Genomic DNA, 18,951 nt, shown 5'->3' with positions numbered 1-18,951 from the left:
CGGGCGTCGCGTCGGGCCGTGCCCGCGCCTCGGGGGAGAGCCCCAGGCGGACGAGCACGTCGCGGGCGGCGTCCGGATCGGGCGTGAGCAGGCGGACCCGGTGCGTGCCGAGCGCGCGCAGGTCGTCGAGCGTGCCCTGGGTCAGCAGCCGCCCGGCGCTCATCACGCCGATGTGCGTGCACATCTGCTCGACCTCGCTGAGCAGGTGGCTCGAGACGAAGACGGTCGTGCCCTCGTCGGCCAGGGAACGGATGAGGGTGCGGACCTCGCGCGTGCCCTGCGGGTCGAGGCCGTTGCTGGGCTCGTCGAGCACCAGCAGGTCCCGCGGCATCAGCAGGGCGTTCGCGATGCCGAGGCGCTGCTTCATGCCGAGCGAGTAGGCGTGGGCCTTCTTCGACGCCGCGTGACCGAGGCCGACGCGGTCGAGGGCGGCGTCGACCCGGGCGCGTCGCGTCGAGGCCGGGGCCGAGCGGTCGCCCGAGTCGAGGCGGTGCAGGTTCGCCCGGCCCGACAGGAACGGGTAGAACGCCGGGCCCTCGACCAGGGCGCCGACGCGGGGGAGGACGCGGCGCAGGTCGTCGGGCATCGACCCGCCGAGCACCCTGATGTCGCCGCTCGACGCCGAGGTGAGCCCCAGAAGCATGCGGATCGTGCTGGTCTTGCCCGAGCCGTTCGGACCGAGGAACCCGTAGACGCTGCCGTGCGGCACCGCGAGGTCGACTCCGTCGACGGCGCGCTGGCGTCCGAACTGCTTCGTCAGGCCCGTCGTCTCGACGGCGAACGCCCCTCGGGGTGCGTCGCCGACGGCAGGCGCCCGGACGGCGGGGGTGTCGAGGCTCACCGGCCGGAGGTCACTGCCCGGCCACGGCGGCCTGCAGGGTCGAGGCGTCGACCGCCCCGGCGAACACACGACCGTCGTCGGTCAGCAGGACGGACACCAGCGAGGTCTCGAGCACCCGGCCACCGTCGACCTTCGTGGTCAGCTGGTCGAGCAGACCCTGGGCGTAGGCATCGGTCGACGAGGTGCCGTCGCTCGACCCGGCAGCCGGGGTGACCCCGACGATCGTGCTCCAGCCGGAGCCGATGACGGTCTTCTCGGCGTGCGCCGCGTCACCGTGCGACCGTCCGGAGGCGCCGGTCGGCACGGTCACGTCGGTCACGGTCGCGTCCGCCGGGGGAGTGAACGCGAAGACGGACGCCGCGGGGGCGCCGAAGTCGACCGAGGTGAAGCCGGCCGACAGCGCCGGATCGCTCTGCCCCTTCGCGGCGACGACCACCTTGAGCGGGACGCCGGTCTCGGCGTCGACGGTGAGGGTCGCGCTCGCGACGAGCGTCGAGGAGTCCTTCGGGGTCAGGACCACCTGGTACGCGTCGCGTCCGGCCACCCTCACGTCGGAGTCGGCCGTGACGGTCGTCGTGGGCTCGACCGACGACAGGACGAGGTCGGCCAGTTCGGCGGGCGTCTGCGGCACGGCGGTGCCGTCGGGGAGGGCGCTCGGCGTCGGGGTGCTCCCCTGGTCGGGCAGCGTCGCGTGCGTCGCTTCCTTCGTCTTCGAGTCGTAGGCCCACACGCTCGACCCGTCACGGATGACGTCCCGCTCGGCGAGCTGGTCGATCACCTGGACTCGCCGCTTCGTGGCGCCGTCGGCGTAGACCTTGGCCGTGTGGCTGCCGGTCAGCAGTTCGAGGGCACCGGCGGCGTCGGACGACGATCCGCCGCCCGTGGCCTGGGCCGACACGTCGGGCAGCCCGAGGTCGGAGGTCTGCTCGACCGTACCCGAGTAGGACGCGCCCGAGCTCGAGGCGGCGAGGGCCAGCACCTGATGCGGCGTCTTGTCTGGCAGGTCGACGTCGGCCGTGGCCGAGACGGCGGGGACCACGATGCTCGCAGCGATGACGGCCACGGGTACGGCGGCGGCAGTGGCCCAGCGGGTGGACTTCTTCATGACGATCGCGACCTCTCACGCCGGGCCCCGAGCGGGTCGGCGATTGGGCAGGAGACTACGCGCGAAGCCTGGAGATCGCTGTCATCCTCGCCCCCGGTCGCTCGACGTCGAACGAGCCGTGCCGACGCCGGCCGGACGCCCCGGCGCGACCGTCCCGGTCAGAGCTCGACGACCTCGAACTCGAGCAGGTCGGCACCCGTCGCGACCGGCCCGCGCGGGGCGTCGCCGGATGCGGCGGGGCGGGCGTGGGCGGCCTTGGCGCCGTCGGCCGACCAGGCCGCGAAGTCCTCTTCGCTGCGCCAGGTCGTCACGACGAAGTAGCGGTCCTCGCCCTTGACGGGACGCAGCAGCTGGAACCCCTCGAACCCCTCCGCGCCGTCGACCGAGTGCTTGCGGGCGGCGAAGCGTTTCTCGAGCTCGGAGCCGGAGCCCTCAGGAACGTGGATGGCGTTGATCTTGACGACGGACACGACGGTGCCTTTCGGTGGGGATGGGAGGGGGAGCGGGGTGGGGAACGACGGGAGGCGCGGTGCGGTCGGCGGGACGGCCGCGCGTCAGGCGGTCTTCATGACGTTGGCCGTGAAGCCCTGCACCCGTTCGGCGAGTCCGGCCGAGCGGCGGGCGATCTGCTCGGGCGGGTTGAGGTGCGGGGGAGCGACCCGGATCAGCAGCGAGCAGGCGAGGTCTTCACAGATGTAGGTGCCGAGTGTGTTGCCGTTGAGCCCGGCCTCACCGGCCTTGGGGGCGGTGAAGAGGCGTACCTGCGTGGCCGGCTGGGGCGAGTGGCAGAGCGAGCACATGGCGGCGATGCCGGGGCGCAGCGAACTGCTCGACGACCGGACGACGAGTCCGACGGGTCGGCCGTCCATCCAGTGGACGATGTAGCCGCGGTGGTGGGCCTGCGGGTCGCGCCAGCCGAGGAACTCGCGTTCCTCCCAGAGCATCTCGTGCAGTCCGGGGATCGGCAGGCGGTCGAGGTCGCCCGGCAGGGCGTTGACGAACGACTCGCGGATGTCGGTCTCGGTCAGCGGCTTCATGTTCTCCCTCGTGCCGTCGGGTCTCGTCAGCCTACGCGTCGGTCTAGCGTGGGCGCGTGACGATCCCGGAGGCCGACCGCGAGCTGATCGTCGCGCGTCGCCTCCGAGCCGCGGGCTGCGTCTTCGCCGAGGACGAGGCGCGCCTGCTGGTCGCCGCCGCCGGAACCCGGCCCGTCGCCGACGTCGAAACCGAGCCCGACGCCGACGCCGACGCGCTCGAGTCGATGGTCGCCGATCGCGTCGCCGGACGACCGCTCGAGCAGATCCTCGGCTGGGCGGAGTTCGCGGGGCGGCGGATCGTCGTCGAGCCGGGCGTCTTCGTGCCCCGCCGCCGGACCGAGCTGGTCCTGGGGCAGGCCTCCGCGGCGCTCGTGGACGATGCGGCACCCGTGGACGAGGGCGACGGTCCGGCGACCCGTTCCCCCGCCGTGCTCGAGCTCTGCTGCGGCGCCGCCGCCGTCGCGACCGTGCTCGCCGCCGAGCACCCCGGTCTCGACCTCTGGGCCACCGACCTCGACCCGGCCGCCGTGCACTGCGCCCGTCGCAACCTCGACGGGAGGGGGACCGTCGTCCGGGGAGACCTGTTCGACGGGCTGCCCCCGTCGCTGCGCGGCCGGTTCCGGGTGATCGCGGCGAATGCGCCCTACGTGCCGACCGGGGCGATCTCGTCCCTGCCGCCCGAGGCGCGCCTCCACGAGTCGTCGCTCGCCCTCGACGGCGGGGCCGACGGGCTCGACCTCCACCGACGGATCGCCGCCGAGGTCGGCGAGTGGCTGGCACCGGGCGGCACCCTCGTCCTCGAGACGAGCGAGCGTCAGGCTCCCGACACGCAGGAGGCGCTGGTCGCCGCGGGCCTGCGGGCCCGGGTCGTGCGCGACGACGAGATCGACGGCACGGTCGTCGTCGCCGTCGCGCGGTGAGGCGGTCGGCCCTCGGCGCGGTGGTCCGTGACCGGACTCAGACGTCGGCCGGGGTGACGGAGTCGACGACCGGGGCGTCGGGGGTGCCCGAGATCTGGCAGGTCCACTCCGTCGCGGGGCGGCCGTCGGCGAGGTGGCCCATCGTGACGGTGGCCACCGCGCCCGTGGCGCTGTCGCGGACGTCGTCGGCCTCGTAGGCCCACACGTCGCCGAGATACGGCAGGTCGGGGTACTGCTGACCGATCGCCGTGACGCACGCGTGCCAGGCAGGAGGCGCCTCCTGGGCCTGGGCCGTGGCGGGGGCGGGCGGCTCGGTCGTCGGGAGCGCGGTGGCGTCGGGCAGGGCCGTCGCGTCGTCCGAGACCGTGGGCGTGGGCGTCCGCGACGCCGTGGCCGTCGGGCCCGGGGACGAGGCCGGCGCGCCCCCGGCGCTCCCGGCGCACCCGGACACGAGCAGCACGAGGGCCAGGCCCGTGACGGCGAGGGCCGGGGCGGTTCGGTGGGACGGGCGGAGGCTGCGGGGCACGAGGGCTCCTCGAGGTGGGTGCGACACGGCGGGGTGTTGCACAGGGTAGCGAGTGGCCGGGCCGCCCACCACGCGCGACGCTGAGCCGACACGGAGGTTCGCCCGGCAGGCTGGTCGGATGACCGACACGGACAACCGCGAAAAGACCGCACTCGAACAGGCCATCAGCAAGGGCCAGGCGGGTGAGGGCGACATGAACAGCGTGCTCGCCGAGTTCGTCAACGCCCAGGTCGTCGTCGCCACGGCCACCGACGCGCAGGAGTCGCTGAACGACCTGCAGCCCGTGCTCTTCGACCGCGAGGGCGTGCCCATGCTGGCCGCCTTCACCCACGTCGACATGATCGGCGAGCAGGTCAAGGGCGTCGCCGAGTTCTCGGCGACCCTCCCGGCGGCTGAACTCGTCCAGGCCATCCCGGCCGAGACCGGCCTCGTCGTCAACCCGGGCAACCGCGAGGGCTTCGAGATGCTGCCCGAGGGCGTCGCCCAACTGGCGGACGACGTGCGCAAGCTCGTCGCCGACCACGAGGCGGCCGGTTCGCCCGAGCCCGGGCAGCCCTCCCGCGCCGTCTGACGCACCCGCACGACCCCACGACGCCCCGACCGAACCCGGTCGGGGCGTCCGTCGTCGTCCGGGTGGCCCGGATCGCGTGAGATCCCGAAACCTGCGTGTCACACGACGACGCTAGGCTGGCGCCACAATCGAACATCGGGCCACGAACACGTCGCGGGAGAGCCCCGGTGCGCAGAGACTGCGCCGACCGGGCACCGAAGGAGCAAGCTCCCCGCCAATCTCTCAGGTACGCGTACCGCGACGGACTGGCCACTCTGAAAAGCAGGAGGCGCGAGGCGGTCGACAGACCCCCTCGCCGGTCCTCGCCCACGGTGAAAACCGGCCTCGGCCGGTGAAGCTCTCAGGCCCATGACAGAGGGGGAGCCCCGACCGGCGGACCGCCGGACGGGGCTGCCCCGTCGTGCCCCATCCGCACGACACCGTTCCCGGCCGAGACACCTGGCGGCCGGTCCGTCCCTCTCAGGAGCACGATGTCCGACGCAGCCTCGAACCTTCCCGCCGCCCCCGGGCCCGACGACGACGACCTCGGCGGTGCCGACGCGTCCGCCGTGCTCGACGGCGACGTCGTCCTCTCCGACGACGGCACCGAGGGCATCGCCACCGGGCCGGGCGACGCCCACGACCTGACCGGTACCGACGAGCCCGACGAGCGCTACAGCCCGTTGCACGGGGTCCACGTCGCCGCCGGCGCCGTCTTCACCGACTTCGCGGGGTGGCAGATGCCGGTCCGCTACGACTCCGACCTCGCCGAGCACCACGCCGTCCGCACCGCCGCGGGGCTGTTCGACCTCTCGCACATGGCCGAGATCGCCGTGGTGGGGCCCGACGCCGGCGCCTTCCTCGACCACGCCCTGGCCGGCACCCTCTCGACCATCGCCGTCGGGCGGGCGAAGTACTCGCTCCTGCTCGCCGCCGAGGGCGGGATCGTCGACGACCTGGTCGTCTACCGCCTCGACGAGCACGACTTCCTGGTCGTGGCCAACGCGGGCAACCGCGAGGCGGCGTTCGCGGCATTGGCGACCCGCGCCTCCGGGTTCGACGTCACCGTGGACGACGAGAGCGACGACACCGCGCTGATCGCGGTCCAGGGGCCCGAGAGCGAGGGCGTGCTCGACGAACTCGTCACGGCCGACCGCCTCCAGCCCGACGCCCCGCTGTCCACGCTGCGGTACTACCGCGTGCTGCAGGCCACCTTCGACGACGCCCCCGTGCTGATCGCGCGCACCGGGTACACCGGCGAGGACGGCTTCGAGCTCTACGTCGACCCCGAGACCGCCCCGTCGCTGTGGGCCGCGATCGCCGAGGCCGGCGGACCCCGGGGGATCGTCCCCGCGGGGCTGGCCAGTCGCGACACGCTCCGTCTCGAGGCCGGCATGCCGCTCTACGGCCATGAACTCGGCCTCGACGTCCGCCCCGACCAGGCGGGGCTCGGCCGGGTCGTCGACACCTCGAAGGACTTCGTCGGGCGCTCGAACGTCGAGCCCGCCGCCGGTGCCCGCGTCCTCGTCGGACTGACGCTCACGGGGCGCCGGGCCGCCCGGGCGGGCTACCCGGTCGTCACCGACGACGGCACCGTCGTCGGCGAGGTCACGAGCGGCGCGCTGTCGCCCACCCTCGGCCACCCGGTGGCCATGGCCTACGTCGACCCCGACGTCGTCGACCGCGGTCCCGCCCTGGCCGTCGACGTCCGCGGCACCGCCGTCGCCGCCACCGTCGTCCCGCTGCCCTTCTACAAGCGCTCCTAGGCACCCCCTCCCTCGAAAGGACCGGCCATGACCGATCTCACCGCACTGAAGTACACCGCCGAGCACGAGTGGCTCCTGATCGACGGCGACACCGCCACCGTGGGCATCACCGACTACGCCGCCGACAAGCTGGGCGACGTCGTCTACGTCGACCTGCCCGCCGAGGGCACCGAGGTCGAGACCGGCACGGTCGTCGGCGAGATCGAGTCGACCAAGTCGGTCGGCGAGCTGTTCGCCCCCGCGCTCGGCACGGTCCTCGAGGCCAACCAGGCCGTCGTCGACAGCCCCGACCTCGTCAACAGCGACCCGTTCGGCGACGGCTGGCTCATCAAGATCACCCTGTCGTCGACCGACGGCCAGGGCCTGCTCTCGCGCGACGAGTACGTCGCGCTGACCGCCGAATGAGCGCCGAGCAGACGGGCGGGTCCGTCTTCGGCGGCTGGTCCGACCAGGTCGCCACCGGCTTCGTCGACCGCCACGTCGGCACCACCCCGGACGACCAGGCGACCATGCTCGCCGCTGTTGGGCACGACAGCGTCGAGTCGCTCGTCGCGGCCGCCGTGCCCGACGCGATCCACGCCGCGCCCGTCGAGGGCAGCGTGCTGCCCGAGCCGATCGGCGAAGAAGAGGCGCTCGCCGAGCTGCGGGCCCTCGCGGGGCGCAACCGCGTCTCGCGCAGCCTCCTCGGTCTCGGGTACTACGACACCGTCACCCCGGCCGTCATCCAGCGCAACGTGCTCGAGAACCCCAGCTGGTACACCGCCTACACCCCCTACCAGCCCGAGATCTCGCAGGGTCGACTCGAGGCCCTCATCAACTTCCAGACGATGGTGGCCGAGCTGACCGGGCTCTCGACCGCCAACGCGTCGATGCTCGACGAGGGCACGGCCGTCGTCGAGGGCATGTTGCTGGCCCGCCGTGCGTCCAAGGCGAAGACCGACGTCTTCGTCGTCGACAGCGACACCTTCCCGCAGACCAAGGCCCTGCTCGCCGGCCGCGCCGAGGCCGTCGGCATCGAACTCGTCGAGCTCGACCTCTCGGTGCTCGACCCCGCCGAGCTGCCCGAGTCGTTCGGTCTCTTCGTCCAGTACCCCGCGGCGTCCGGGTCCGTCTGGAGCCCGCGCGCCGTCGTCGAGGCGGCCCACGCCCAGGGCGGTCTGGCCGTCGTCGCCGCCGACCTGCTCGCGCTCACGCTGATCGAGGCACCCGGCGAGTTCGGGGCCGACGTCGCCGTGGGCACCAGCCAGCGCTTCGGCGTGCCGATGGGCTTCGGCGGTCCGCACGCGGGCTACATGGCCGTCCGCACGGGGCTCGAGCGTCAGCTGCCCGGGCGCCTGGTCGGGGTCTCGCAGGACGCCCTCGGGCAGCCCGCCTACCGCCTCAGCCTGCAGACCCGCGAGCAGCACATCCGTCGCGAGAAGGCCACGTCGAACATCTGCACCGCACAGGTGCTGCTCGCCGTGATGGCGTCGATGTACGCGGTCTACCACGGCCCCTGGGGGCTGCGGCACATCGCGACGCGCGTGCACGGCCACGCCTCCGACCTGGCGGCCGCCATCGGGGCGAGCGAGCTCGAGCTCGAGCGGGACTCGTTCTTCGACACCCTCCAGGTCTTCGTCCCGGGTCGGGCGGCCGAGATCGTCGCCGCGGCACACGCTCGGGGCTACCTGCTGCACGCCGTCGACGACGACTGCGTCCGTCTCTCGTTCGACGAGACCACGACGCGGGACGACGTCCGGGTCGTCGCCGAGGTGCTCGGCGTCGACCTGCTCGACGATGCCGCGCCCTCAGGCCTGCAGGAGGCGCTGCTGCGGACGAGCGACTACCTCACGCACCCGGTCTTCCGCACCCACCGCAGCGAGACCAGCATGATGCGCTACCTCAAGCACCTGGCCGATAAGGACTACGCGCTCGACCGCGGGATGATCCCGCTCGGCAGCTGCACGATGAAGCTCAACGCGGCGACCGAGATGGCCGCGGTCACCTGGCCCGAGTTCGCCGGCGTGCATCCGTTCGCCCCGGCCGACGACGTGGCAGGGTACCTCGACCTGATCGGTCAGCTCGAGGGATGGCTGGCCGAGGTCACGGGCTACGACACGGTCTCGCTGCAGCCCAACGCCGGCAGCCAGGGCGAACTCGCGGGTCTCCTCGCGATCCGCGGTTACCACCTGTCGAACGGCGACGGCGAGCGGACGGTGTGCCTGATCCCGCAGAGCGCGCACGGCACGAACGCGGCCAGCGCGGTGCTCGCGGGCATGCGCGTCGTCGTGGTGGCCTGTGACGAGGGCGGCAACGTCGACCTCGACGACCTGCGCGCCAAGGTCGAGCAGCACGCGGCCCAGCTCGCGGCGCTCATGATCACCTACCCGTCGACGCACGGCGTGTACGAGCACGACATCGTCGCCCTCACCGACGCCGTGCACGCGGCCGGAGGCCAGGTCTACGTCGACGGGGCGAACCTCAACGCCCTGCTCGGGGTGGCGCGCTTCGGCGACTTCGGCGGCGACGTCTCGCACCTCAACCTGCACAAGACCTTCTGCATCCCGCACGGTGGGGGCGGTCCGGGCGTGGGCCCGGTCGCGGCGAAAGCCCACCTCGCGCCCTTCCTGCCCGGTCACCCGATGGCCCAGCAGGCCGACCGTCGCACGGGTTCGGCCCCCGCGGCCGAGGGGGACCGTCTCGCCCACGCCGGCGTGCCCGTCTCGAGTGCTCCGTACGGGTCGCCGAGCATCCTGCCGATCAGCTGGGCCTACGTGCGCATGATGGGCACCGAGGGCCTCACCCGGGCGACCGGGGCGGCCGTCCTGGCGGCCAACTACGTCGCCGCCCGCCTCCGTGAGCACTTCCCCGTGCTGTACGCGGGCGAGAACGGCCTCGTGGCGCACGAGTGCATCCTCGACCTGCGGCCGTTGCGCGACGCGACCGGGGTCACCGTCGACGACGTGGCCAAGCGCCTCATCGACTACGGCTTCCACGCCCCGACCATGTCGTTCCCCGTCGCGGGCACCCTCATGGTCGAGCCGACCGAGAGCGAGGACCTCGCCGAGATCGACCGCTTCGTCGACGCGATGATCGCGATCAAGGGCGAAGCCGACGCCGTGGCGGCTGGTCGGTACACCGCCGAGTCGAGCCCGTTGCGCGGTGCGCCCCACACGGCCGAGTCGGTCGTCGTGGGCGAGTGGACCGCCGAGTACGGCCGCGAAGAGGCCGTGTACCCGGTCCGCTCGCTCGTGCGCAGCAAGTACTGGCCGCCGGTGCGTCGCATCGACCAGGCCTACGGTGACCGCAACCTGTTCTGCAACTGCCCGCCGGCCGAGGCGTTCGCCTAGATCGCGTCGGGCGCCGACCGCGCCTCGGACGGGAAACCGCCAGCACCCGATCCCGTCGAGTGCTGGCGGTTCCCTCTGGGTCCCTCGGGCGTCGGCCGCCGAGTGTCGCGGAGGGCATTCACGTAGCGGCGACCGTCCCGATCGACGCCCGGGGGACAGCTCACGCTGTGTGGCTAGCTCGGGGTGCTCCGACCCGTGGGTACATCAGACTCGCCCCCCGAACGAGTGTCAAGACCCAGTTCCGCCCGCGAGCGTCCCCGGACGATCCCTCCCGGTGCGTCAGGACGGCAGCCCGAAGAGGGTGGGGAAGGTCGTCGCGGCCCACGGGTAACCCACGAAGACGGCCGCGTCCATCAGGACGTGCGCGACGACGAGCGGCAGCACCCGGCCGAACCGTACGTAGAGCCAGCCGAAGGCGACGCCCATGACCACGTTGCCGACGAAGGCGCCGAACCCCTGGTAGAGGTGGTAGCTGCCGCGGAGCAGGGCCGCCGTCACGATGATCGACCACGTGCGCCAACCGAGGTCGCGGAGGCGCGCGAAGAGGTACGCGACGACGATCACCTCCTCGGTCACCCCCGCGCGCAGCGCCGAGAGCAGCAGCACGGGGACGGTCCACCAGTGCTCGCCGAGGTTCGTCGGCACGACGGTGACCGTCAGGTCGAGCGCCTTGCCCACGAGGTAGAGGCCGATGCCGGGGATGCCGATGGCGAGGGCCAGCCCGACGCCGCCGAGGGTGTCCCGTCCGGCACGCGAGAAGTCGACGCCGAGACGTCCCAGGTGGGGTCGCTCCTCGCGCCACAGCAGGAAAGCCACGAGCACCACCGGCACGAGGTCCACCGCGACGCCGAGCACCTGGTAGGCGAGGTCGAAGAACTCCCGACTGCTCAGTGGTGAGTTCAGCGTGGCGGTCTGCTGCGAGAGGGCGGTCTGCTGGGTGAGCCGGTTGACGATCGAGAGCACCGAGTACACGGCCGACGTGCCGAGCGAGAGGCCGAGGACGATCGCGATCTCGACCCGGAGGCGCGCTCGGGTCAACGGGGCCGGGCGCGGTGCGAGGGCATCACGTGGCGTCACGGCGGAGGCGGGGTCCTGGGGGCGGCTCACGGGGGCGATCGTACGGGACCGGCGTGAGTGGGCCGACCCGCGCCTCCTGCCGTGGCGGAGAACAATACCTGCCAGGTGGCGGATTTCTCGCAGCCGATTCATGCGAACTTCAGGCCCTACGCGCAACGAACCGGGTGCCGACGCAACGATCCGGCGAGTTGGTTTCCGTCGTGTAACCGTTGACGTCGGGGTTTGGTGATGCCCGAACGGGGTGCCTAGGCTCACACCATCCAACGCGGCACGGCCCCTGGGCACAGTGCTGCGTCCTTTCCCGCATCAGGAGGAACATTGAAGAAGACGCGCATGGGCCTGTCGGCCGTCGCCGTCGTGGGGACGGCAGCACTCGTCCTCACCGGTTGCGCCAGCGGCAGCGGGGACGACGACACGTCGTCCGGTGACGCTACCGCGATCATCAAGACGAACGGCACCGAGCCCGAGAACCCGCTCGTCCCGTCGAACACCACCGAGACCGGTGGTGGCCGCATCGTCACCTCGATCTTCGCCGGTCTCGTCAGCTACAACGCCGACGGCACCACCAAGAACGAGGTGGCCGACAGCATCGAGAGCGACGACGCCACCGTGTGGACCGTCACGCTCAAGGACGGCTGGAAGTTCACCGACGGCACCGACGTCACGAGCGAGTCGTTCACGAAGGCCTGGAACTGGGCGGCGAGCTTCGACAACGTCGCGAACTCGTCCGGCAGCTCGTTCTTCGAGAACTTCAAGGGCTACAGCGACACCGAGCAGAGCGACCTCGACCTCACCGTCGAGAGCCCGACCGAGTTCACGGTGACGCTCAACACCCCCGAGGCCGACTTCCCGCTGCGCCTCGGCTACTCGGCCTACTCGCCGCTGCCCGAGTCGTTCTACGCCGACCCCGCCGCGTTCGGCGAGAACCCGGTCGGCAACGGCCCGTACATGCTCGACGGTGAAGGCGCCTGGACGCACAACCAGGGCATCAAGCTCAAGACGAACCCCGACTACGACGGCAACCGCAAGCCGAAGAACGGCGGGCTCGACATCAACTTCTACACCTCGCTCGACTCGGCCTACGCCGACGTGCAGGGTGGCAACCTCGACGTGCTCGACCAGATCGGCCCGGCGGCGTTCCAGACGTACCAGAGCGACTTCCCCGACACGAACGTCAACCAGCCCGCCGCGGTCTTCCAGGGCATGACGATCCCGCAGTACCTCGCTCACTTCGGTGACGACGAAGAGGGCGACCTGCGTCGTCAGGCCATCTCGATGTCCATCAACCGCGACGACGTCACGAAGGTCATCTTCCAGGGCACGCGGACGCCGGCCAAGGACTTCACCTCGCCCGTCATCCCCGGTTACACCGACGAGCTCGAGGGTGAGAGCGTCCTCTCGTTCGACGCCGACAAGGCCAAGGACCTCTGGGACCAGGCCGACGCGATCTCGCCCTACGGCGACACCACGTTCACCATCGGCTACAACTCCGACGGTGGACACCAGGAGTGGGTGGACGCGGTCACCGCGAACATCTCGAAGACGCTGGGCATCAAGGCCGAGGGCAAGCCCTACCCGACCTTCGCCGAGTTCCGCACCGACGCCTCGGGTGGTGCCATGACCGGCGCCTTCCGTTCGGGTTGGCAGGCCGACTACCCGTCGCTGTACAACTTCCTGTACCCGACGATGGCCACCGACGGCAGCTCGAACGACGGCAAGTACTCGAACCCCGAGTTCGACGACCTGCTCGCCGAGGGCAGCGCCGCGAGCGACGTGGACGACGCGAACGCCTCGTACCAGAAGGCCCAGGAGGTCCTGCTCAAGGACCTGCCGATCATCCCGCTGTGGTACGCGAACGTCAACGGCGTCTGGGCCGACACGGTGAGCAACGTCGAGTACGGCTGGGACTCCGTGCCGATCTACGAGAACATCACCAAGTAACCAAGTAAGGTCGTCGCTCACGCGCTCGACCGACGCTCGACGGGGTCCGGGCAGTGTTCGCACTGTCCGGACCCCTTCGGCGGGCCCACCCACCTCTCCCTCCACACGATTGCGATAACGATGCACGCGCAGACGTCCGAGGAAGCCTGATGCTCTGGTACACCGGACGCCGGCTCCTCCAACTGATCCCCGTCTTCTTCGGGGCGACGTTCCTCATCTACTTCATGGTCTTCGCGCTGCCCGGTGACCCCGTGGCGGCGCTGTTCGGCGACAAGACCCCGTCGCCGGCCGTCATCGAGGCCATCCGCGCCGAGTACAACCTCGACCAACCGTTCATCGTGCAGTACCTGCTGTACATCGGCGGCCTGTTCACCGGCGACCTCGGCACGACCTTCTCCGGGCGCCCCGTGGTCGACGAGCTGATCCGCGCGTTCCCGATCACGTTCCGGCTCGCGATGCTCGCCCTGCTCTTCGAGGCCGTCGCCGGCATCGTCGTGGGCCTGATCGCCGGGCTCCGCAAGGGCAAGCTCTTCGACACGAGCGCCCTCGTCGTCAGCCTGCTGCTCATCTCGGTGCCGACGTTCGTCATCGGCTTCCTGCTGCAGTACGTCTTCGGCATCCAGCTCGGCCTGTTCCGCACGACGGTCAGCTCGCAGGCGCCCTGGGACGAACTCGTCCTGCCGGCCATCGTGCTCGCCTCGGTGTCGTTCGCGTACATCGTCCGCCTGACCCGCGCCTCCGTGTCCGAGAACTCGAGCGCGGACTTCGTGCGCACCGCGTCGGCGAAGGGCCTCACCCGTGGCCGCGTCGTCACGGTGCACATCCTGCGCAACTCGCTCGTCCCCGTGGTCACCTACCTCGGCGTCGACATCGGTTCGCTGATGGTCGGTGCCATCGTCACCGAGGGAATCTTCAACATCCAGGGCGTCGGCGGAACCGTCTACCGGGCGATCACGCTCGGCGAGGGCCCCACCGTCGTCTCGTTCGTCGCCGTGATGGTGATCATCTTCATGATCGCCAACCTCCTCGTCGACCTGCTGTACGCCCTTCTCGACCCGAGGATCCGCTATGCCAAGTAACGACTCGTCGGCGTTGTCCGCCGACCACTTCGTCGCCGATCTCGACGAGACGCCCGTCAAGGCCGTCGACGCGATCGACGAGTCCGAGAAGCCCCGCAGCAGCTGGAACGACGCGTGGGACGCCATGAAGCGTCGCCCGACGTTCTGGATCGCGGCGTTCCTCATCGTCGTCGTCATCATGGTGGCGCTCTTCCCGGGGCTGTTCACCAGCGTCTCGCCGACGGCAGCCGACCTGCCCCGCAGCAACGAGGGCCCGTCGGCCGGGCACCTGCTCGGTTTCACCTTCCAGGGAACCGACGTGTTCGCCCGCATCGTCTGGGGCACCCGTGCCTCGTTGACCGTCGGACTGCTGGCGACGATCATCGTCACGATCGTCGGCATCGTCATCGGGTCGCTCGCCGGGTTCTACGGCGGATGGCTCGACGCGATCGTCTCGCGCCTGGGCGACATCTTCTTCGCGATCCCCACCGTCCTCGGTGCCATCGTGTTGATGTCCATCCTGCCGACCAGGACGCCCCTCACCGTGGCCCTCGTGCTGTCGGTGTTCGCCTGGCCCCAGATCGCGCGCGTCATGCGTGGTTCGGTCCTCAGCGCCCGGGCCGCCGACTACGTCACGGCCTCCGCGGCGCTCGGCGTGTCCCGCTTCCGCATCCTGGTCCGACACGTCGTGCCGAACGCCATCACCCCGGTCATCGTCGTGGCGACCGTCTCACTCGGCACGTTCATCGTGGCCGAGGCGACGCTGTCGTTCCTCGGCATCGGGCTGCCGCCGAGCACCATGTCCTGGGGCAACGACATCAACGCCGCACGCAACTCGCTCCGCGTCGCGCCGATGCCCCTCTTCTGGCCCGCAGCGGCGTTGTCCGTGACGGTGCTGTCGTTCCTCCTCATGGGCGACGTCGTGCGCGACGCCCTCGACCCGAAGGCGAGGGCACGTCGATGACCGACACCTCAACCCGACCCGAGACGGCGGGCACCGCGTCGTCCTCGACGCCCCTGCTCGAGATCAAGGGCCTGAAGATCGGCTTCAAGACGCAGGCCGGGTACGTCGACGCCGTGCGCGGGGTCGACCTGACGATCCGCCAGGGCGAGAGCCTCGCGATCGTGGGCGAGTCCGGCTCGGGCAAGTCGACGACCGCCACGTCGATCATCGACCTGCTGCCCGGCACGGGAGAGGTCACCGGCGGCCAGATCCTCTTCGAGGGCAAGGACCTCACGAAGGTCAGCGCGTCCGAGATGCAGGCCATCCGTGGTCGCGACATCGGCTACGTGCCGCAGGACCCCATGTCGAACCTCAACCCCGTCTGGAGCATCGGCTTCCAGGTCGAGGAGGCCATCCGGGCGAACGGCGTCGCGACCGGCAAGCAGGCCGTGCGCCAGCGAGCCATCGACGTCCTGAAGGAGGCCGGGCTCAACGACGCGGGCGACCGCCTCAAGCAGTTCCCCCACCAGTTCTCGGGCGGCATGCGCCAGCGTGTGCTGATCGGCATCGGCCTGTCGTCGCGGCCCAAGCTCCTGATCGCCGACGAGCCCACCTCGGCCCTCGACGTGACCGTCCAGCGCCGCATCCTCGACCACCTCGAGACCCTGACCCGCGACTACGGCACCTCGGTGCTCTTCATCACGCACGACCTCGGCCTCGCCGCCGAACGGGCCGAGAAGCTCGTCGTCATGTACAAGGGTCGCGTCGTCGAGTCGGGGCCGTCCAAAGAGATCCTCGCCAATCCTCAGCACCCCTACACGCAGCGACTCGTCGCCGCCGCTCCTTCGCTGGCCAGCCAGCGCATCCAGTCGAGCATCGCACCCACGCACTCCCACGGGCTCGCGATCTCCGACGAAGGCGCCGACGACGCCGAGCTCATCGCTCGCGCCCGTCAGCGCGAGGAGGCCGGCAAGAAGGACTCCGAGTACATCTCGGTGACGAACCTGTCCAAGGTCTACAAGATCCGCCAGGGCGGCTTCAAGACGACCGAACTCCGGGCCGTCGACGACGTGTCCTTCTCGATCCCGCGGGGCACGACGATGGCACTCGTGGGCGAGTCCGGTTCGGGCAAGTCGACCGTGGCCAAGCTCGTGCTCCAGCTCGAGTCGATCACCTCGGGCACCGTCGCGGTCGGCGGCCAGAGCGTCGGGGCGCTGAAGGGCCGCGAGCTCTTCGACTTCCGTCGTCGCGTCCAGCCGGTCTTCCAGGACCCCTACGGTTCGCTCGACCCGATGTACAGCGTGGGCAACACCATCGCCGAACCGCTCGTCACGCACGGCATCGGCGACCGGGCCAGCCGTCAAGCCCGCGTCCGCGAGTTGCTCGACCAGGTGTCCCTACCCGCGTCGACGGTCAACCGGTACCCGAACGAGCTCTCCGGTGGTCAGCGCCAGCGCATCGCCGTCGCTCGGGCGCTCGCCCTCAAGCCCGACGTCATCGTCCTCGACGAGGCGGTCTCGGCACTGGACGTCCTCGTCCAGGGGCAGATCCTCGACCTGCTCACCGACCTGCAGACCGAACTCGGGCTGACCTACCTCTTCATCACGCACGACCTCGCCGTCGTCCGCCTCATCGCGGACAACGTCAGCGTCATGCAGAAGGGTCGCGTCGTCGAGGCCGGCACCACGGACGACATCTTCGCGAACCCGGCGCAGCAGTACACCCGCGAACTGCTCGAGGCGATCCCCGGCGCGAACTTCGAGTTCGGCCGGTAGTCGACCCGCGCCTCCTGGTGTCGAAGGGGCCCCTCCGCCGTGCCGAGAGCACGGCGGAGGGGCCCCTTTACCACGTGCCGTAGACTATTCCCGCCGGGCTCCGACCCGACCACTTCCCCCTCTCTCTTCTCGTAAGGAATACATCCATGGCGACTGCCATCCGCAGCGACCTGCGCAACGTGGCGATCGTGGCCCACGTCGACCACGGCAAGACGACCCTCGTCGACGCCATGCTCAAGCAGACCAACTCGTTCGACGCGCACTTCGACACCGAAGACCGCATGATGGACGGCAACGAGCTCGAGCGCGAGAAGGGCATCACGATCCTCGCGAAGAACACCTCGGTGCTCTACAACGGTGCCCACGCGACCGACGGCCCCATCACCATCAACGTCATCGACACCCCCGGCCACGCCGACTTCGGCGGCGAGGTCGAGCGCGGCCTGTCGATGGTCGACGGCGTCGTGCTGCTCGTCGACGCGTCCGAGGGCCCTCTGCCCCAGACGCGCTTCGTGCTGCGCAAGGCCCTCGCGGCCAAGCTGCCCGTCATCCTGCTGGTCAACAAGACCGACCGCCCCGACGCGCGCATCGACGAGGTCGTCGCCGAGAGCCAGGACCTCCTCCTCGGTCTCGCCAGCGACCTGAGCGAAGAGGTCGACGACCTCGACCTCGACGCCATCCTCAACGTCCCCGTGGTCTACGCCTCGGGTCGCAACGGCGCCGCGTCGACGAACAAGCCCGACGACGGCTCGCTGCCCGACAACCCCGACCTCGAGCCCCTCTTCGAGGCGATCCTCACGCACGTGCCGGCACCGCGCTACGACGACGAGCACCCCCTGCAGGCGCACGTCACCAACCTCGACGCCTCGCCGTTCCTCGGTCGTCTCGCGCTCCTCCGCGTCTTCCACGGCACCCTGCAGAAGGGCCAGACGGTCGCCTGGGTCAAGTCCGACGGCTCCGTCCAGAACGCACGGATCACCGAGCTGCTGATCACGAAGGCCCTCAGCCGCTACCCCGCCGAGAGCGCGGGCCCCGGCGACATCGTCGCCGTCGCCGGCTTCGACACCATCACCATCGGCGAGACGCTGTCCGACCCGGACGACGTGCGCCCGCTGCCGACCATCACGGTCGACGACCCGGCCATCTCGATGACCATCGGCACGAACACCTCGCCGATCATCGGCAAGGTCAAGGGCCACAAGCTGACCGCCCGCATGGTCAAGGACCGCCTCGACCGCGAACTGGTCGGCAACGTCTCGCTCAAGGTCCTCGACGTCGGACGTCCCGACGCGTGGGAGGTCCAAGGTCGCGGCGAGCTCGCGCTGGCCATCCTCGTCGAGCAGATGCGCCGTGAGGGCTTCGAGCTCACCGTCGGCAAGCCGCAGGTCGTCACGCGTCGTGACGAGAACGGCAAGCTCCAGGAGCCGTTCGAGCACATGACCATCGACGTGCCCGACGAGTACCTCGGCGCCGTCACGCAGCTCATGGCCGCCCGCAAGGGCCGCATGGAGAACATGGCGAACCACGGCTCGGGCTGGGTCCGCATGGAGTTCATCGTCCCCTCGCGCGGCCTGATCGGCTTCCGCACGCAGTTCCTCACCGACACGCGCGGCACCGGCATCGCCAACGGCATCAGCCACGGCTACGGCCCCTGGGCCGGCGAGATCTCGACCCGCACCAACGGCTCGATCATCGCCGACCGCTCCGGCGTGGTCACCCCCTTCGCGATCATCAACCTGCAAGAGCGCATGTCGTTCTTCGTGCAGCCGACCGAAGAGGTCTACGAGGGCATGGTCGTGGGCGAGAACTCGCGCGCCGACGACATGGACGTCAACATCACCAAAGAGAAGAAGCTGACCAACATGCGTCAGTCGACGGCCGACAACTTCGAGTCGATGACGCCCTCCAAGGTGCTCTCTCTCGAAGAGGCCCTCGAGTTCGCCGGTGACGACGAGTGCGTCGAGGTCACCCCCGACGCGATCCGCATCCGCAAGGTCGAGCTCGACGCCAGCGCCCGCCAGCGCAGCACCGCTCGCCTGAAGAAGCAGAACGCCTAAGCAGCACCGCTCCACCGCACCACCCA

Annotated in this window: 16 protein-coding genes and 1 riboswitch; of the genes, 10 read left to right on the top strand and 6 right to left on the bottom strand. The window is 70.6% G+C overall.

Going from position 1 to position 18,951, the window contains the following annotated elements:
• The 4 genes from IFT36_RS02360 to IFT36_RS02345 form a co-directional block, all read right to left on the bottom strand.
• The coding region (locus IFT36_RS02360; protein ID WP_200412327.1) for an ABC transporter ATP-binding protein at positions 1 to 841 on the bottom strand (841 nt) is incomplete at its 3' end.
• Positions 842 to 851: 10 nt separating this feature from the next.
• Entirely contained in the window at positions 852 to 1,946 is a 1,095-nt protein-coding gene (locus IFT36_RS02355; protein ID WP_200412326.1) for a LolA family protein, read from the bottom strand.
• Between the two features lie 158 nt (positions 1,947 to 2,104).
• Positions 2,105 to 2,416, bottom strand: a complete 312-nt coding sequence (locus IFT36_RS02350) for an antibiotic biosynthesis monooxygenase family protein (protein ID WP_056048729.1) — start codon at positions 2,414 to 2,416, stop codon at positions 2,105 to 2,107.
• Between the two features lie 84 nt (positions 2,417 to 2,500).
• Positions 2,501 to 2,983 carry an FBP domain-containing protein gene (locus tag IFT36_RS02345; RefSeq protein WP_056048726.1) on the bottom strand — a complete coding sequence of 161 codons (483 nt, stop codon included), beginning with the start codon at positions 2,981 to 2,983 and terminating at the stop codon, positions 2,501 to 2,503.
• A 56-nt stretch (positions 2,984 to 3,039) separates the two neighbouring features.
• Here IFT36_RS02345 and IFT36_RS02340 point away from each other — a divergent pair, with 56 nt between their 5' ends.
• Positions 3,040 to 3,903, top strand: a complete 864-nt coding sequence (locus tag IFT36_RS02340; RefSeq protein ID WP_200412325.1) for a putative protein N(5)-glutamine methyltransferase — start codon at positions 3,040 to 3,042, stop codon at positions 3,901 to 3,903.
• 37 nt (positions 3,904 to 3,940) lie between these two features.
• Here IFT36_RS02340 and IFT36_RS02335 read toward each other — a convergent pair whose 3' ends face one another.
• A complete protein-coding gene (locus IFT36_RS02335; protein WP_200412324.1) occupies positions 3,941 to 4,429 on the bottom strand; it encodes a hypothetical protein in 489 nt (162 codons plus the stop codon).
• A gap of 118 nt (positions 4,430 to 4,547) precedes the next feature.
• On the opposite strand from IFT36_RS02335, the gene IFT36_RS02330 reads away from it, so the two are divergent.
• The 4 genes from IFT36_RS02330 (at position 4,548) to gcvP (ending at position 10,074) form a co-directional block, all read left to right on the top strand.
• Positions 4,548 to 5,000, top strand: a complete 453-nt coding sequence (locus tag IFT36_RS02330) for an SseB family protein (protein ID WP_200412323.1) — start codon at positions 4,548 to 4,550, stop codon at positions 4,998 to 5,000.
• A 144-nt stretch (positions 5,001 to 5,144) separates the two neighbouring features.
• Positions 5,145 to 5,248, top strand: a riboswitch (glycine riboswitch).
• Positions 5,249 to 5,623: 375 nt separating this feature from the next.
• Positions 5,624 to 6,745, top strand: coding sequence for a glycine cleavage system aminomethyltransferase GcvT (gene gcvT, locus IFT36_RS02325; RefSeq protein WP_370274467.1), 1,122 nt, complete (start codon positions 5,624 to 5,626; stop codon positions 6,743 to 6,745).
• A gap of 27 nt (positions 6,746 to 6,772) precedes the next feature.
• The gene (gene gcvH, locus IFT36_RS02320; RefSeq protein ID WP_056048718.1) at positions 6,773 to 7,150 is read left to right on the top strand and encodes a glycine cleavage system protein GcvH; all 378 of its coding nucleotides are present in this window, start codon (positions 6,773 to 6,775) and stop codon (positions 7,148 to 7,150) included.
• 104 nt (positions 7,151 to 7,254) lie between these two features.
• Complete coding sequence (gene gcvP / locus IFT36_RS02315) at positions 7,255 to 10,074, top strand: aminomethyl-transferring glycine dehydrogenase (RefSeq protein WP_249408433.1); 2,820 nt, start codon at positions 7,255 to 7,257, stop codon at positions 10,072 to 10,074.
• A 279-nt stretch (positions 10,075 to 10,353) separates the two neighbouring features.
• Here the strand turns inward: gcvP and IFT36_RS02310 are convergent, their stop codons facing one another.
• Complete coding sequence (locus IFT36_RS02310) at positions 10,354 to 11,181, bottom strand: CPBP family intramembrane glutamic endopeptidase (RefSeq protein ID WP_374058365.1); 828 nt, start codon at positions 11,179 to 11,181, stop codon at positions 10,354 to 10,356.
• A gap of 288 nt (positions 11,182 to 11,469) precedes the next feature.
• Between IFT36_RS02310 and IFT36_RS02305 the strand changes: the two genes are divergently transcribed.
• The 5 genes from IFT36_RS02305 to typA all read left to right on the top strand — a co-directional run bounded on the left by IFT36_RS02305 (position 11,470) and on the right by typA (position 18,925).
• The gene (locus tag IFT36_RS02305) at positions 11,470 to 13,092 is read left to right on the top strand and encodes a peptide ABC transporter substrate-binding protein (protein ID WP_056048711.1); all 1,623 of its coding nucleotides are present in this window, start codon (positions 11,470 to 11,472) and stop codon (positions 13,090 to 13,092) included.
• Between the two features lie 149 nt (positions 13,093 to 13,241).
• A complete protein-coding gene (locus IFT36_RS02300; protein WP_043595472.1) occupies positions 13,242 to 14,171 on the top strand; it encodes an ABC transporter permease in 930 nt (309 codons plus the stop codon).
• Positions 14,161 to 15,114 (top strand): ABC transporter permease, encoded by a 954-nt coding sequence (locus IFT36_RS02295; protein ID WP_056048708.1) that lies wholly within the window; start codon positions 14,161 to 14,163, stop codon positions 15,112 to 15,114. Before IFT36_RS02300 ends, IFT36_RS02295 begins: the two co-directional genes overlap by 11 nt.
• Positions 15,111 to 16,868 (top strand): dipeptide ABC transporter ATP-binding protein, encoded by a 1,758-nt coding sequence (locus IFT36_RS02290; RefSeq protein ID WP_123571558.1) that lies wholly within the window; start codon positions 15,111 to 15,113, stop codon positions 16,866 to 16,868. The genes IFT36_RS02295 and IFT36_RS02290 overlap by 4 nt, the downstream gene beginning before the upstream one ends.
• Before the next feature lie 146 nt (positions 16,869 to 17,014).
• A complete protein-coding gene (typA, locus tag IFT36_RS02285) occupies positions 17,015 to 18,925 on the top strand; it encodes a translational GTPase TypA (RefSeq protein WP_043595466.1) in 1,911 nt (636 codons plus the stop codon).
• Positions 18,926 to 18,951: the final 26 nt, after the last annotated feature.

The sequence above is a fragment of the Frigoribacterium sp. CFBP 13605 genome (genome assembly GCF_014839405.1).
Taxonomy (GTDB): Bacteria; Actinomycetota; Actinomycetes; order Actinomycetales; family Microbacteriaceae; genus Frigoribacterium.
Note: the sequence above shows the minus strand (reverse complement) of the source record. Positions and strands in the feature narration are given on the sequence as shown.